Annotated in this window: 15 protein-coding genes; 3 read left to right on the forward strand and 12 right to left on the reverse strand. The window is 59.7% G+C overall.

The annotated features are described in order from the left end of the window. Positions 1-11: 11 nt before the first annotated feature. A complete protein-coding gene (locus tag PU683_RS13935; RefSeq protein ID WP_277172392.1) occupies positions 12-587 on the forward strand; it encodes a TetR family transcriptional regulator in 576 nt (191 codons plus the stop codon). Here PU683_RS13935 and PU683_RS13940 read toward each other — a convergent pair. The 5 genes from PU683_RS13940 to PU683_RS13960 all read right to left on the reverse strand — a co-directional run bounded on the left by PU683_RS13940 (position 584) and on the right by PU683_RS13960 (position 5,466). Further along, entirely contained in the window at positions 584-1,426 is an 843-nt protein-coding gene (locus PU683_RS13940; protein WP_277172394.1) for an arylamine N-acetyltransferase, read from the reverse strand. The two genes, PU683_RS13935 and PU683_RS13940, sit on opposite strands and share 4 nt — an antisense overlap. Before the next feature lie 75 nt (positions 1,427-1,501). Then, complete coding sequence (locus tag PU683_RS13945) at positions 1,502-3,157, reverse strand: ABC transporter permease (protein WP_277172396.1); 1,656 nt, start codon at positions 3,155-3,157, stop codon at positions 1,502-1,504. A 41-nt stretch (positions 3,158-3,198) separates the two neighbouring features. Continuing rightward, on the reverse strand, positions 3,199-4,167 hold the full coding sequence (locus PU683_RS13950; protein ID WP_277172398.1) for an ABC transporter substrate-binding protein: 969 nt from the start codon (positions 4,165-4,167) through the stop codon (positions 3,199-3,201). Then, positions 4,164-4,865, reverse strand: a complete 702-nt coding sequence (locus tag PU683_RS13955) for an ABC transporter ATP-binding protein (RefSeq protein WP_277172400.1) — start codon at positions 4,863-4,865, stop codon at positions 4,164-4,166. Before PU683_RS13955 ends, PU683_RS13950 begins: the two co-directional genes overlap by 4 nt. 235 nt (positions 4,866-5,100) lie before the next feature. Further along, entirely contained in the window at positions 5,101-5,466 is a 366-nt protein-coding gene (locus tag PU683_RS13960; RefSeq protein ID WP_277172402.1) for a hypothetical protein, read from the reverse strand. Between the two features lie 153 nt (positions 5,467-5,619). Here PU683_RS13960 and PU683_RS13965 point away from each other — a divergent pair, with 153 nt between their 5' ends. Continuing rightward, a complete protein-coding gene (locus tag PU683_RS13965; protein ID WP_277172405.1) occupies positions 5,620-7,398 on the forward strand; it encodes a diguanylate cyclase in 1,779 nt (592 codons plus the stop codon). A 28-nt stretch (positions 7,399-7,426) separates the two neighbouring features. Then, positions 7,427-7,999: a flavin reductase family protein gene (locus PU683_RS13970; RefSeq protein WP_277172407.1), complete on the forward strand. Its 573-nt coding sequence runs from the start codon at positions 7,427-7,429 to the stop codon at positions 7,997-7,999. An 18-nt stretch (positions 8,000-8,017) separates the two neighbouring features. Here PU683_RS13970 and pptA read toward each other — a convergent pair whose 3' ends face one another. The 7 genes from pptA to PU683_RS14005 form a co-directional block, all read right to left on the reverse strand. Beyond that, positions 8,018-8,248 (reverse strand): tautomerase PptA, encoded by a 231-nt coding sequence (pptA, locus tag PU683_RS13975; RefSeq protein WP_023478779.1) that lies wholly within the window; start codon positions 8,246-8,248, stop codon positions 8,018-8,020. 54 nt (positions 8,249-8,302) lie between these two features. Then, entirely contained in the window at positions 8,303-8,923 is a 621-nt protein-coding gene (locus PU683_RS13980) for a glutathione S-transferase family protein (protein WP_277172410.1), read from the reverse strand. A gap of 33 nt (positions 8,924-8,956) precedes the next feature. After that, complete coding sequence (locus PU683_RS13985) at positions 8,957-9,484, reverse strand: shikimate kinase (RefSeq protein ID WP_277172412.1); 528 nt, start codon at positions 9,482-9,484, stop codon at positions 8,957-8,959. Positions 9,485-9,488: 4 nt separating this feature from the next. Continuing rightward, on the reverse strand, positions 9,489-10,502 hold the full coding sequence (locus PU683_RS13990; protein WP_277172414.1) for a LacI family DNA-binding transcriptional regulator: 1,014 nt from the start codon (positions 10,500-10,502) through the stop codon (positions 9,489-9,491). A 286-nt stretch (positions 10,503-10,788) separates the two neighbouring features. Further along, complete coding sequence (locus PU683_RS13995) at positions 10,789-11,682, reverse strand: transporter substrate-binding domain-containing protein (protein WP_277172417.1); 894 nt, start codon at positions 11,680-11,682, stop codon at positions 10,789-10,791. A gap of 8 nt (positions 11,683-11,690) precedes the next feature. Beyond that, positions 11,691-12,464, reverse strand: a complete 774-nt coding sequence (locus PU683_RS14000) for an amino acid ABC transporter ATP-binding protein (protein WP_277172420.1) — start codon at positions 12,462-12,464, stop codon at positions 11,691-11,693. Beyond that, entirely contained in the window at positions 12,448-13,371 is a 924-nt protein-coding gene (locus tag PU683_RS14005) for an amino acid ABC transporter permease (RefSeq protein WP_277172422.1), read from the reverse strand. The genes PU683_RS14000 and PU683_RS14005 overlap by 17 nt, the downstream gene beginning before the upstream one ends. Between the last annotated feature and the right edge of the window lie 8 nt (positions 13,372-13,379).

Consider the following 13,379-nt stretch of genomic DNA (forward strand, 5'->3'; position numbering starts at 1 on the left):
GAAAATATTAAATGCACTATCTAAATCGGGACGATCGCCGGGAGGTGATCCTGCAAGCCGCCATGCGTGTGGCGCTGGCGGAGGGCTTTTCCGCTATGACGGTACGCCGCATTGCCAGCGAAGCCGGGGTGGCAACGGGCCAGGTACATCACCATTTCATCTCGTCTAACGAACTCAAATCGCAGGCCTTTATCCGGCTGATCGATGAACTGCTGGAGGTTGAACTGGTTCCGGAAACCGCGCCGTGGCGCGAGCAGCTCTTTGCCATGCTCGGCAGTGATGAAGGCGGGCTGGAGCCCTACATCCATCTGTGGCGCGAAGCGTTGCTGCTGGCGAGCAAAGATCCGGAAATCAAAGGCGCTTATCTGCTGACGATGGAGATGTGGCACATCAAAGTTGTCAGGCTTATCAAACAGGGCGAGGCCGCGGGCGAATTTACCCTGCATGATCCGGCGGCAGAGATCGCCTGGCGGCTGATTGCGATGGTCTGCGGCATGGACGGGATTTGCATCCTCGGTATGCCAGATGTCGATGAATCAGCCTTCAAGCGCCATCTGACACGGATGATTGAGAAAGAGCTCTGCTAGCGCTTACCGCTTTGCAGATCAAAGCCGTCCATAACGGTTTGCAGCTGTTGCAGGGTAAAACCAGACTGCGCATCGCTCACCCCGAGCCCGAAACGCTGCTGTAGCGTCTCATACAGCGCGGCAACATCGGGCAGATGTCCCTCTTCCACCACTTTGCCCTGCTGCCAGTGAGTAAAGTGGAAGTTAGTCAGGGTCATTTTGCCGCCGTCCGGGAGATGGCGGCACATCAACAGATGGTGGCGAAAATGGGAGGTCGGCCAGTGCGCGGAGTGGAAGTTGCCCAGCACGTAATCCGCCTGGTACTGCTCCCCCATCTCAAACTGGTACATCGTCTGCCAGTGGTCATGATGACGGAACTGAAGTTGCCAGTTTTCACCCGCGCGCAGCAGGCGATAGAGCCCGTGCGGCGTCGCCTGCTCAATCTCCTCCTGCAGGCGGATTGGCGCGGTCAGGCTCTGACCACCAAAACCGACGTCAGCGATCCACGGCTCACCGTCGAGCTGTACCAGCAGCAGGCGGTGGGTGCGCGGCGGCATCTCTTCCGGGTTAGCCAGCAGCACGCGCCCCAGCAGGCTGCGCACCTCAAACCCCATCTCGCGCAGCGCGCGCTCAAAAAGGCCGTTCTGCTCAAAGCAGTAACCGCCGCGCCGGCCCACTACCAGCTTGGCGAAAATCCCCTCATCGCTGAGATCGATTTCACGCGGCAATACCACGTCAATGTTTTCAAAGGGGATCGCGGCATTATGGTGCAGATGCACGGCGCGTAAGGTCTCAAGAGAAACATCCGGCGTGTGATGCCAGTCGATACGGTTCAGGTAAGCGCTTAAAAACGGGGTCATACAGGCTCCTTGCGTGTGATGTCCTTTGGTTATAACCCATATTTTTCCCGCCACTGGCGTTTTCGTGCCCTCACTTTATCCCTTTGTGCTGCGCTGCATGATGGCCAGTGCCGTCAGCATCAACCCCAGCCCGACGATCAGCGTCAGCGTTGCCATCGCCATCCCCTGGCCGACCGAACCCTGCTCAAACTGCCGCCAGATAAAGACCGCCACGGTCTGCGTGCCCGCAGGGGACAGCAGCAGCGAGGTGACCAGTTCGCGCGAAGCGATGGCGAAAACCATCAACATTGACGCCAGCATCGCCGGAAAAATCAGCGGTAGCACAATAAGGCGCAGGGCCTGAAACGCGCTGGCACCATGTACCCGCGCCGCCGGTTCAAGATTTCCCCCCAGCTGGCGCATGGCGCTGCCGATGTAACGCACCGGCCATGGGAGCAGCAGACAGCAGTATGAGAGCAGCAAAATTGCCCACGTGTTGTAGGGCGAAAGCGGCCAGAACGAGCGGTTCCACAGCAGGATCAACCCGACCCCCACCACCACCCCTGGCAGCGCGGCAGGCAGGAGCGACAGGGCATCGATCACCGCGCGCCCTTTTATCTTCTGCATCACCACCAGCCAGGCGGCGCACAGCCCGAGCAGACCGGTAATCAGGGCCGCCGCAGACGCGAGCGAAACACTGGTACCCAGCGCCAAAAGCGCATCGCCGCGCTGGGAAAAGAGTGCGGCAAAGTGAGCGCTGGTGAGATTATTCCACGCCAGCCCGCCAGAGAGCGTGGCGCTAAACCCGGTCACGGCCATTGACAGCCCCGGCAACACGACTGCAATAAAACCGACCATCGCCATCACCGCCACCACCGGTGCGGTAAACAGCCCCAGTTTCGCGCCGACATGCGCAGCGGGTTTGCCGGAGACGCTGGTCACATCCGTTCCGCCGGTCAGTTTGCGTTGCAGCACCCAGCCGCCGAGCGCGACCGTAATCAGCACCAGCGACAGCAGCGAAGCGCCGGGCAGATCGATCGGCCAGTCGGCGAGCTTCTCCTCAATACCCACCGTCAGCATCACCACCCCTGAGCGGGTACCGAGTGCCGCCGGCACGCCATACTCCTCAATCGCCAGCGTAAAGGCCAGCAGCATCCCTGCCGCTAACGCGGGTGAAAGCAGCGGCAAAGTGATGTGGTAAAACGCACGCCACGGCGTCGCGCCATGCACCCGCGCGACCAGCGCCAGCCGCTGCCCGCTGGCGAGCAGGCTGCGCGAGACAGCAAAATAGACCACCGGGAAGATATTGAGCGTCATCACCAGAATAATGCCGCTCTTGCTGAAGAGCAGATTATTGAGATCCAGCCCGGTAAGCTGCATCAGGTAGCCCTGGGTTTGTAGCAGCAGCATCCATGAGAGTGCGGCAATGTAGGGCGGCGTGAGAAACGGGATCAGGAACAAGAGATCCCACAGCTTCGGGCACGGCACATTGAACAGCCCGCGCGCGACGCCCAGCGGCAGGCCAATCAATGCGCTGAAGAGCGCAACGCCGAGGGCGATTTGCAGTGTGCCGCCAAACATCGCCGACAGCTGCGGCTCAGCGAGCAGGTGCGGGATCGTCGAGAAGGCCTCGTTCAGCGAGCCTGCGCTGAAGTGGGGAAAAAGTGCCTGTAGCACAATAAAGAGCAACGGCAGCGCCACCAGTATCACCAGCAGCGCCTTGGTTATCCGGGCGATAACGGTCTGATTCACGGCAAGGGATCCTGAAAGCGGGGTTGCCCCCGCGGTGGGTTTTACTGGGCAAACAGCGTATTGAAGCGCGTGAGGATCTCGCCGCGCTCGCCGCCGGTGTCGCTCCCGGTCGGCAGCAGTTTTAGCTCGCTTAACAGCGGGCGTTTGGCGGCAACATCGGTACGGGCGGGCATCAGCCAGGCGTCGGCGACCATTTTCTGCCCTTCCGGCGACAGCACATAGTCGATAAAGGCTTTCGCCTCCTGCTCATGCTGCGTGGATTTGAGGATCATCATCGGGCGCGGCGCAATCACCGTGCCGCTGGCCGGGAAGATCACCTTCAGCGATTCGCCCTGGGCGATATTGCCATAGGTGACGTAATCCACCGCGCCGAAGACCGCCGCTTTTGCCCCCTGCATCACCGGCGTCACAGCCTGCGCGTTCGGGCCGCTCACCACCATGCCGTTCTTTTTCAGATCGTCAAAAAGCTGCCAGGCGTTATCGCCCATGCCATTTTGCAGCCCGATCAGCAGATCGAGCGATGCGCCGGAGAGCGCCGGATCCGGCGTCGTGACCTTATCTTTAAACGCCGGCGCGGTGAGATCGCGCCACTCCTTCGGCTCCGGGGTGCCGCTTTTGCTGTTCCAGACAATGCCGAGCGCCGAAATGCCCTGCGCCACGTAGTCCGCACTTTTCAGCGTCTCTGGCACGTTTTCCGCATTGGCGCTGGTAAACGGCAGTAGCCAGCCGCGTTTATGCAGATCTTCCGCCGTCTCCCACGATGCGGAGATCAAAATATCTGCCTGCGGGTTGGCCTGCTCCGCCTCGAGGCGCGCCATCACTTTGCCGGTGGTGGCCTGGAAGATATTCACTTTAATCCCGCTCTGCTGCTCGAAGCCGCTGGCGAGATTTTTCGCCAGCGAACCCGGCCCGGCGGTGTAAACCGTCAGCGCATGCGCGCTGGAGATGATCATCGATGACAGCGCCATAGCGAGGGCGACTCCTTTTTTCACGGACAGTAAGCCTTTCATGCAGATTCCCCTGAGGTTGACGTAACGGTGCGAACGGACTCCACCTCGCCGGAGGCGAGATGAACAATGCGGTCGGCGAGCAGCTCTGCCTCACGGCGATCGTGAGTGACATAGACGGCGGTGGTGCCAAGCTGGCGCAACAGGCGCGCCATCTCATGGCATAACGCTTCGCGAAGCGCGGTATCGAGATTGGAGAGCGGCTCATCAAACAGCAGCACGCCCGGCTCGGCGACAATCGCCCGCGCCAGCGCGACGCGCTGCTGCTGGCCGCCAGAGAGCCCGGCAGGTTTACGCTCGGCGAACTCCACCAGCCCGACGCGCCTCAGCGCCTGCATGACGCGCGCATCACGCTCGGCGCGCGGGACATTGCGCATCTTCAGCGGAAAGGCGACGTTTTGCGCCACGCTCATGTGCGGCCACAGGGCGTAATCCTGGAAGACCATGCCGATGTCGCGCGCGTCGGGCGGTAATGACCAGCCCGCTTTCGCCACGCAGCGATCGCCAAACCAGATGTCGCCAGCGGCCGGTTGTGCCAGCCCCGCCAGCAGGCGCAGCAGCGTGCTTTTGCCGCAGCCGGAGGGGCCGAGCAGCGCGACGATGGTGCCCGCCGGGATGGCTAAGTCGATACGATTGAGAACGGTGTGCGCGCCGAAAGCGTACGACACGCCTTGCAGCCGGATGTCAGTGAATGCGCTCATCGACGGCCTCCTGTTTCAGGGAGCCGTGCGAAACCCGCGGTCTGCATCCGCAGGGCGCATCCACCTGAGCAGAAGTCAGGGGAGCGAACATCTTGTTATCCTCTTTGGGATTTGATTGCGGCTGACTATAGGCAGGGAGTGTGACGCTGAAATGACACTTATATTGCGGGTTAAATGGTTCTGAGGGAGGAATAGCCCCGACGAATGTCAGGGCGTGATGTTACTCAATTCATCATTACCACTTCAGATCTTGCTTCGAGGCTTTTTCGTTCTCGTTATACATCATCTGAATATTTGAATAGGTGCACATATCCAGCGCGCCTTTGCAGTAGGTATCGATCACGTTATCCATGATCTTTCTCTCTTTCGCCTGCGTAGCCTCTTTAAATGCGCGCAGGTTCTCCTGCTCCATCATTCTTAACGTGCTCTCCTGGCACATATTGAGCTGACCTTCGCAGTAATCTTTATGCACGCGCTCTTTGATGTACTTAATGACTTCGGCCTTTTGCGCTTCTGAACCATCAAAATCCAGCGGATGGATGAATTTCGCAAAACAGAGGGCTGGCGCAAAACAGAGTAAAAACGTCAATGGCTTGTACATAAACTTCCTTTTATGGTTTTTCAGAAAATACCGATATGCTAGCGGAAATCGGCATCCCGGACACTCCCCACAATTGAGGGAAAAGCGGCATAAAATGGCGATAAAGCTATCTTTAAATTGAAATGATTCTCTTCATAACCAAAAGGGATGCCCGTGCGGATCGCCACGATAACCAATTTTGCCTATATCGCCACGGTGGTGTTAACGCTCAGCTCCGGCGTCGCGCTCTTACTGGCCTCCAGCGCAGAGCGCAATGAGCGCGAGGCGGTGACGCAAAGCCGTCTCTTCGATACCCTCACCGATACGCTTGAGAAAGAGGCCTGGGCGTTAACCGAGCTGGCGCGCGAAGCGGTGATCAAAAAGCAGCCTGAAGCAATCCAGAGCTGGAAGACCCGCGCGGAGCAGGATATTGCGCTGGAGAATCACCTCGCCGCGCTGCACGATAGCGGTGCCTCCGATGAGGAGTTGCTTATTCTGCGCGACGGTCTCTCGACCCTCGATCAGCTGGAAAATGAGCAGCGGATCGCCATCAGTGACATTGAGGCGGGGAAAATCGATGAGGCGATGAACCTGCTCTTCAGCGCCAGCTATGAGGAGCGACTGGCAGAAACCGAGTACCGCTTTTCGCACTTTCGCAGCCTGATCGATCAGCGCACGCAAAGTGCTATCGCTAACGCCACCGACCTCTCCCTGCGCCTGCGCACCCTCTCTGAGATTATGGTCGGCCTGACCGCCCTGCTGTTTCTCTTTGTGCTCGGTTTTATTATCAAACACCGCATCCTGCGCCCGGTGGTGACGCTGAGCGACGTGGTGAACCGGCTGGCGACCCAGGATTACAACGTTGAAGCGCCTGTGCTGGCGCAGGTTGATGAAATTGGCGATATGGCGCAGGCGATCCGCATTTTTCGTGAGAACGGTTTAGCCCGCCAGCGTCTTGAACTGGAGCGCGATGCGGAATGGGCGACGCGCACCCTGCTGGCACGCATGACCCAGCGTTTGCAGGGGTGCGACTCTCTACAGGCGATTGTGCGGGTAGTAAGCCGTTTTGCGCCGCAGATCATCCCCGAGATGGGCGCGCGGCTCTATCTGCTGGAGAGTGATACTAACCGGATGAAGTGTGTTGCCCGCTGGGCGTTGCCGCCCGGCGACGATGCCCCTTTTGCGCCGGAAACCTGCTGGGCGCTGAAGCGCGGCCAGCTGCACAGCCCCGGTAATGGTGACGTCGATATGCCCTGCGATCACGTCGTGCCTGAGATTGCCGCGCGGGCGATCTGCGTGCCGCTCAATGCGCAGAACAAAAGTATCGGCCTGCTGACCTTTGATAACTACACACCGGGCAAAGAGCCGCCCTATATCTACCTTGAACTGCTGGCCGAAACCCTCGCGCTGGCGTTAGCCAACCAGATGCTGCGCGATACGCTCACCGAAAAAGCGAACTATGACTCCCTGACGGGCCTGCGTAACCGCCATAGCCTTGAAGAGACGCTGCGCAATATGATCGATCAGGCGATGGTCGACAATACCCTACTGAGCTGCCTGATGCTGGATGTCGACTACTTTAAAAAACTCAACGACCTGTACGGGCATGACGCAGGCGATAAAGTGCTGCGCGAGCTGTCGCGCATTATTACCGACACGCTTGGCGAGTGCGGCGTCGCCTTCCGTTACGGCGGTGAAGAGTTTTTGCTGATCCTGCCGGGTAAGAGCGAAACCGAAGCCAAAATGCTCGCCGAGCGGCTGTTAAACACCATACTTAAACACCCGATGCGCTATGAGTCGCAGGATATCGGCCCGGTGTCAGTCTCCATCGGTCTCGCCACCTGGCCACGCCACGCCAGGGCAGATAACCTGGTGCGCGCCGCTGACCTCGCGCTCTATATGGCCAAAGAGCAGGGCCGCGGGCAGATTGTGGTGGCCCGCCACGCCGGGTAGTACCGGTCATTTTGCTAAAGGAGAGGTTATGAGCCATTTTCGCCCGGTGGCGTTAGAGCACGCCAGCCGCCTGTTAAATCACGGCCCGACCGTGATGATCACCAGCCGCGATGAGCAGATCGATCGTCGCAATGTGATGAGCGCCGCCTGGTCGATGCCGGTCGAGTTTTCGCCGCCGCGCATCGCCATCGTAGTGGATAAAAGCACCTGGTCGCGCGAGCTGATTGAGCGCAGCGGCATGTTCGGTATTGTGGTTCCCGGCGTCGCTGCCGCCAACTGGACCTATGCTGTCGGCAGCATTACCGGTCGCGATGAGGATAAGTTCAACTGTTACGGCATTCCGGCCTTTGCCGGGCCGGTGCTCGGTTTGCCGGTGGTGGAGGAGAAGTGTCTGGCGTGGATGGAGTGCCGCTTGCTGCCGCCGACCGCCGCCCAGGAGAGATATGACACGCTGTTTGGTGAGGTGGTCTCTGCCGCCGCCGATGAGCGCGCCTTTGTGCAGGGGCGCTGGCAGTTCGATGATGACCAGTTGAACACTCTCCACCATCTCGGCGGCGGTACCTTTGTCGCCAGCGGCAAAACGATTGTGGCCGGCCAGTAAATTCTGCCCGGCCAGCCGTTACATGCTGTAGCCGGGCTTTTTGATCAGCTTCTCCATCTGCGGCGCAATCTCTTTATCCCAGGCGTTCACCTGCCACTCTTCCGGAGCGATCTCGGTGAGCGCCACGCTGATGGAACTCTCTTTGCTGTTGAGATGGCGAATAATCACCTCGGTGATATCTGCCGCCAGCGCGCTCTTCTGCTCGTCGTTCAGGTCGCGGGGAAAACATTTGATATCGATATGCGGCATGGTCTGCTCCTTGTTTTTACAAAAAATGGACGGTAACACAGCGGGCAACCCGCGCTAGCTAATAATTTCGTTTCGCCGCAGCACCGCAGCCAGTTTTGGCAGCGCGCAGACGGCATCGGCAATGGCGTTGATCTTCGGCGTGTTACTGGCAAACCACGCCTGGCGCGGCCCCCAGCTCCGCATGACGCAAAGATAGATATCCAGCAGCGTCAGCTGTTCGCCGAAGGCGTAAGGCGCGGCCTGCAGCTGGCTCTCCAGCCACAGATAGAGCGTTTTGCGATAAGCGATGCAGCTCTCTCGCAACTGCTCCGGCGCGTCCGGTGCCCAGCGCTCGGGGTAATCGGCATAGGTAAAGGTCGGATAGACATTCGCCACCAGCCACACCAGCAGGCGCCAGAACTGCTGGCGCGCCGGCGTGCCCTCTGGCGGAGCCAAATCAGGATGACGGTCGAGGATCATCAGCGCCACGGCGGCGGACTCGGTCATCACGCTGCCATCTGCCAGTTGCAGCGTTGGCACCTGGCAGAGCGGGTTGAGCTTGCGCAGCATCTCCTGCTGCGGGCCGGGCTGGTCAAACCCGGCGATATCGTGAAACTGATAAGGGATATCAGCCAGCGTAAGCATCGCTTCGCTGATGGCCGATCCAAAGCCGGGTACGCCATAAACGGTGATCATAGGGTTACCTCGCACGTCACAGGAAGCTTAAGCTTAGGTCAGAGTGGCGAGAAATTCGTCGGCCTGCTGCGGCGAGGTCAGGCGCACAAAGCGCAGGTGCTGGTAGCGCGGGTCGGCCATATCCTGGGCGTAACGCAGACGGTTGCTGCGCCAGGTCTTGATCGTCCAGAGAATGATCGACTCGCGGCTCAGAAAGGCACGGCGAAAACTTTCGCGGTTGCCGGTGCCGGGCCACAGCTCCTTTTTGTGCCACGCGCGCTTTATCGCCCGCAATACCGCCTGGCGCAGGGTGCGCCAGAAGCTGTAATCGATCCAGATAATCAGATCGACGTTACGCCATTTGATCTCGCGGCTGCGGTTATAGTTACCGTCCAGCACCCAGCCCGGCTGTTGCAGGATCTGCTCAAGTCTGGCGTAGAGCTCTTCGTCCGGCGTCCCCTGCCAGTCAGGCCGCCAGTAGAGGGTGTCCATATCGATATAAGGGACGTCAAGCTGGCGCGCCAGACGTTTTCCCAACGTCGATTTGCCGCTGCCGCTGGTGCCAATAATGTTGATTCTCATCTTCTTACGCCGATTCCCGCTCAGTTATATGAAACCCGATGTCGATAATCTGCCCGCCTTCGCGATCTCCTTCGATACGATCGGCCAGCAGTGTCGCCGCCTGCGCACCAATGGCGTGGCGATCCAGCGTCACCGTGGTGATGGCGGGCACATTTGCCGCCGCAAAATCGAGATCGCCAAAGCCGACCACCGCCACATCCTGCGGAACACGCAGGCCCCGCGCGTGCAACTCACCGATCGCCCCCTGCGCAAGCGTGTCGGAAGCGCAGATAATCACATCTAACTCTGCGGTTTCCAGCAGGTGCGCCGCCCCCGACCGGCCATCGGCAACGCGGGCAGGCAGCGCTGACTCCACGCAGGGCGCGTCGGTGATACCGTGACGCGCCAGCCCTTCGTACACTCCGCTTTTACGCTGCGTGGCCGTTCGCTCTCTGGTCCATAACAGCCCCGGCCGCCGGTAGCCTTTGCCCAGCAGATACTCTGCCGTTGCCTGGCCCGCTTTCTCATGGGAGAAGCCGACCAGCATGTCGATGGGCGTGGGGGTGATATCCCACGTCTCCACCACCGGCAGGCTGGCGTTGAAGATCATCTTTTTCAGGTCATTACCGTGATGAATGCCGGAGAGCACAATGCCGTCCGGGCGGCGCGACATCAGGCTTGACACCAGCTCGGTTTCCCGTTGCGGCGTGTAACCGGTGCTGCACAGCAGCATCTGATAACCGCGCTGAGCGAAAATTGCTTCCATTGCCTGAAGCGTATCGGCAAACAGCGGATCGTTGAGGTGCGGGACCAGCACCGCGACCAGTTTACTGCGCCGTGAGGCCAGCCCACCGGCCAGCGCGTTGGGAATGTAGCCCGTCGCCTTAACCGCGGCGAGCACCTTTTTCACGGTTTCCGGCCGCACCTGGTCTGGCGTGTTAAGCGCCCGACTAACGGTCATTGAGGAGAGCCCGGCGGCGCGGGCAACGTCATCCAGCGTCGGCGCGCGGGAGGTAACAGCACGAGAAGGTCTTGCCATCTTCACTCACAGAGCCCGCAGAGGCGTTAGCAGTAGCTACGTTATATCTTGTAGTATAACCATAACTTCAATCAATACCTCTGTTCACTTTTAAATCAGCGCGTTAGACCCTGTTTTTATCCGTAAAATGTTAGCGCTAACACTAACAAGCAGCGCTAACACCGGTGAGCTAACTCCCCTCAGATGACTATTTTTGCCACCGATCGCATTTTGCATTTTTTGTACAAGTTTGGTGCGCTAAACACGCTGCAAAAGCCCAGCGAAAGCATGTTAGCGCTATCATTGTTCACCAGTTTACGCCTGGCGGATTAACCAGTGAGGTTTCAACCCCTTCCCCCTCCTCGCCCCAGCGGGCCAGTACCTGTTGGTACTCACCGCGCGCAATCGCGCCGTTGATCGCTGCCTGTAAAGCCAGCACCAGGCCGTTGCCTTTTTTGGTGGTGGTTGCCACCCATGTTTTCTTCGGCCCCAGCCCAACCACTTTTGTTGCGCCATTAAGCGCCGCTTTATACGCCGCGACCGACTGCGGGCCAAACACCACGTCCGCACGCCCGGACTGGATATAGAGATTGCCGGAGGCGTCATCCGTCAGGTAAATCGGTTTTGCCGCCTCGCGCCCGGCGGCGCGGTTCTCCTCACTCCAGCGCAGCAAGATCCGCTCCTGATTGGTGCCGGAACCCACAATCACCCTGCGCCCGGCCAGGTCGGCCGCGCCGTTAATCGCCTTTATCGGGCTGGTGGCTTTTACCGAAAAGGCGAGTGAATCGGCGCGATAGGTGGCGAAGTCAAACTTCTGCTTGCGCGCCTCGGTGACCGCAATATTGACCAGCGCCACATCGTAGCGCCCGGAGGTGATGCCGAGCGGCCACTCCTCCCAGGCGGCCGGCACCAGCTTTAACTTCAGACCGAGGCTGCTCGCCAGCAGCCTGGCGATATCCGGATCGCTGCCGATGCGCGTGCGGTTATCGCTCGCCAGCAGGGCCAACGGCGGGGAGTTGAGTGCAGAGATGGCAACCGTCAGCGTCCCCGGCTCGACAAAGGGGTAATTCGGCGGGATTTTAGCGATTGCCGCCTCATCCCGCGTCGCCACAATCGGCTGCTCATTGGCGCGCAGATCGATCTCTGCGGCCACAGCCGGGCCTGCGCTTAACAACAGCAGCGCCACAAATGCCTGTTTCATAGGTCCCCCTACAGCACTTTAGAGAGAAACTGGCGCGTGCGGGCGTGCTGCGGCTGGTTCAGCACCGCCTCACTACTCCCCTGCTCGACAATTTTGCCGTCAACCATAAAGACCACCTGGTCGGCGACCTCGCGGGCAAAACCGATCTCATGCGTGACCACCACCAGCGTCGAGCCGGCCCGCGCCAGCTTTTTGATCACATCCAGCACCTCGCCCACCAGTTCGGGATCGAGCGCGGAGGTGGGTTCATCAAACAGCATCACGCGCGGGCGCAGCGAGAGCGCACGGGCGATGGCGATGCGCTGCTGCTGGCCGCCGGAGAGATGACGCGACCAGGCATCGGCTTTGTTACGCAGCCCGACGATATCCAGCAGTTCGAAAGCCTGCTCGACCGCAGCTTTGCGGCTCAGCTTTTTATGAGCAATCGGCGCTTCAATCAGATTCTCCAGCACCGTCAGGTGCGGAAAGAGATTGAAGTTCTGAAACACGTAGCCGACGTTGGCGCGCTGGCGCAGGATCGCCTTCTCTTTCAGCTCGTAGAGCTTGTCGCCCTGTAAGCGGTAGCCGATATACTCGCCGTCAATGCGGATAAAGCCCTCGTCGACGCGCTCAAGATGATTAATGGTACGCAGCAGCGTCGATTTACCCGAGCCGGAGGGGCCGAGGATCACTGTCACCGTGCCGGGTGGGATCTCCAGCGACACGTTATCGAGCGCTTTATGGCGGCCAAAATATTTGCTGACGCCGCTAATCGAGATATGACCTTCAGGAGAGATGGGCATGAGCAGGCTCCGTGGCAGGTGGGGTGAGCGCCGTCGCTGGCGCACGGTAAAGGGACGGATTGATAGCCGAGCGGCGTTCACTGCGCGCCAGCCAGCGTTCAACCAGATACTGGATCGCCGACAGCACGCTGGTGATCACCAGATACCAGGCGGCACCGACCATCAGCAGTGGGATCACCTGCTGGGTGCGGTTGTAGATCATCTGGATGGTGTAGAAGAGCTCCGGCATCGCCAGCACGTAAACCATCGCGGTGCCTTTGGCGAGGCTGATAATTTCGTTAAACCCCGAGGGCAAAATGGTGCGCAGCGCCTGCGGTAAAATAATGCGCATCGTGCGCCGCCAGGCGGGCAGACCAAGCGCGGCGGCGGCTTCATACTGCCCGTGATCGACGCCAAGAAAGCCGCCGCGAATGATCTCTGCGGTATAGGCGCTCTGCACCAGCGTCAACCCCACCACCGCCGTGGCGAACTGACCGAGCACATTAATCGTCTCATAGCGCGCCCACTCAATGCCGGTAAAGGGAATGCCGATGGCGAGCGAGTCATAGAGGTAGGAGAAGTTATACAAAATGATCAGCACCACAATCAGCGGCAGCGAGCGAAACAGCCAGATATAGCCCCAGGCGAGGCTGCTCAGCAGCCACGACGACGACAGCCTCGCCAGTGCCAGCAGCCCACCGAGAACAACGCTCAGCAGCGTGCCGACCAGCGTCAGCAGCAGCGTTTGCCCTAACCCTTCGAGGATCACCGGATCGAAAAACCAGTGGGCAAAGACGCCCCACTCCCAGCGGGGATTGAACGCAACGGACTGGATCACCGTCGCCAGCACAAACAGCGCGACGATAGCCCCCACGGTGCGCAGCGGGTAGCGGGCCGGCACCACTTTGATTGTTTCGGTACTTTTCATGGTCGCTC

Source organism: Candidatus Kosakonia sp. 282A-S69 (assembly GCF_029433855.1).
Classification (GTDB): Bacteria; Pseudomonadota; Gammaproteobacteria; order Enterobacterales; family Enterobacteriaceae; genus Kosakonia; species Kosakonia cowanii_A.

Excerpts from the sequence above, each read along its gene's own strand:
- PU683_RS13970 (WP_277172407.1), top strand. The coding sequence starts at position 7,427 with ATGAGCCATTTTCGCCCGGTGGCGTTAGAGCACGCCAGCCGCCTGTTA.
- PU683_RS13990 (WP_277172414.1), bottom strand. The coding sequence starts at position 10,502 with ATGGCAAGACCTTCTCGTGCTGTTACCTCCCGCGCGCCGACGCTGGAT.
- pptA (WP_023478779.1), bottom strand. The coding sequence starts at position 8,248 with ATGCCGCATATCGATATCAAATGTTTTCCCCGCGACCTGAACGACGAG.
- PU683_RS13985 (WP_277172412.1), bottom strand. The coding sequence starts at position 9,484 with ATGAGAATCAACATTATTGGCACCAGCGGCAGCGGCAAATCGACGTTG.
- PU683_RS13950 (WP_277172398.1), bottom strand. The coding sequence starts at position 4,167 with ATGAAAGGCTTACTGTCCGTGAAAAAAGGAGTCGCCCTCGCTATGGCG.
- PU683_RS13980 (WP_277172410.1), bottom strand. The coding sequence starts at position 8,923 with ATGATCACCGTTTATGGCGTACCCGGCTTTGGATCGGCCATCAGCGAA.
- PU683_RS13935 (WP_277172392.1), top strand. The coding sequence starts at position 12 with ATGCACTATCTAAATCGGGACGATCGCCGGGAGGTGATCCTGCAAGCC.
- PU683_RS14000 (WP_277172420.1), bottom strand. The coding sequence starts at position 12,464 with ATGCCCATCTCTCCTGAAGGTCATATCTCGATTAGCGGCGTCAGCAAA.
- PU683_RS13960 (WP_277172402.1), bottom strand. The coding sequence starts at position 5,466 with ATGTACAAGCCATTGACGTTTTTACTCTGTTTTGCGCCAGCCCTCTGT.
- PU683_RS14005 (WP_277172422.1), bottom strand. The coding sequence starts at position 13,371 with ATGAAAAGTACCGAAACAATCAAAGTGGTGCCGGCCCGCTACCCGCTG.
- PU683_RS13955 (WP_277172400.1), bottom strand. The coding sequence starts at position 4,865 with ATGAGCGCATTCACTGACATCCGGCTGCAAGGCGTGTCGTACGCTTTC.
- PU683_RS13995 (WP_277172417.1), bottom strand. The coding sequence starts at position 11,682 with ATGAAACAGGCATTTGTGGCGCTGCTGTTGTTAAGCGCAGGCCCGGCT.
- PU683_RS13940 (WP_277172394.1), bottom strand. The coding sequence starts at position 1,426 with ATGACCCCGTTTTTAAGCGCTTACCTGAACCGTATCGACTGGCATCAC.